The sequence below is a fragment of the Gluconacetobacter sacchari genome (genome assembly GCF_014174255.1).
Taxonomy (GTDB): Bacteria; Pseudomonadota; Alphaproteobacteria; order Acetobacterales; family Acetobacteraceae; genus Gluconacetobacter; species Gluconacetobacter sacchari.
Map to the genome: position 1 here is coordinate 1 of NZ_JABEQJ010000097.1, position 971 is coordinate 971.

A 971-nucleotide genomic window follows, 5' to 3' on the forward strand; every position below is an offset into this window, starting at 1 on the left:
GGATATGAGACATCGCGTTGCGCTGTTTGATTACGCTGCCAGTTTGAGATCCATTAGCGTCCGAGATGCAAGGGGCTTTTGGTCGAAACGGATCTGGTCGGGTGTTTTGTATCCATGGCGCGCCCGCAACCAGGAGGCGTTGTGGCGGGCGGCGAATGCGGCCAGGGCGAGGCGGAGTTCCTCGATCGTGGCGAAGTGCCGGACCCACAGGAACTGCTCCTTGAGGGTGCGGATGGCCCGTTCGGCCACGCCGTTGCCCTCGGGCTGACGGACAAAGGCGGGCGAGCTTGTAATGCCCAGGAAGGTGATCTCGCGCTGGAAGTCGCCCGCCATGTAGTTCGAACCATGGTCATGGCGCAGGACCAGTCTCTGGGCACTGCCTTTTCCGATCCCGCCGAGATGGCGGCTGACGCCTTGACGGACGGGTTCGAGCGCCTGCCAGCGGTTCGCGCTGGAGGAGACGTGCGTGCCGACGAGTTCACCCGAGCAGTGATCGACGGCAATGAAGACATAGGCCTTCCCTTCCTCTGTCGTCACTGTCTGCGTCATGTCGGTGCCCCAGACCTCGTCCACCCGGTTCGTCACGATCGTGCCGTCATGGGAACGGCTGGGCCTCGCGGCGGGCCGGTGGGGCGCCAGCAGGCCATTGTCGCGCATGAGGCGCAGGACGCGGCGCGCAGCGGTCCGGACCCCCGAAAAGCGCAGCCGAGCCCAGATCTTCCGATAGCCCTCTCCCATGAAAGGCGACGCTTCGATGATCGCACGGATCTTCGCCACAAGCTCCGCGTCGTCGGCCGCCCCCGGCGGACCGCGCCGCCCGCACGCGGACGTCTCGTCCGGCGCCTTTACGCGCTGCCGATACAGGGTCGCGCGCGAGATCTTCCACAGGCGGCAGACCTGGGCCAGTCCATACCGACGCTCACAGGAAGGCGAAATGGACTGGCTCATGGCCTCGACTTCCTCCCGGCAAA

At 65.4% G+C, this 971-nt stretch carries 1 protein-coding gene; it reads right to left on the reverse strand.

The annotated features are described in order from the left end of the window. Positions 1-30: 30 nt before the first annotated feature. Positions 31-971: IS3 family transposase (locus HLH48_RS22815; protein WP_220795292.1), on the reverse strand; the 941-nt coding region annotated here is incomplete at its 5' end.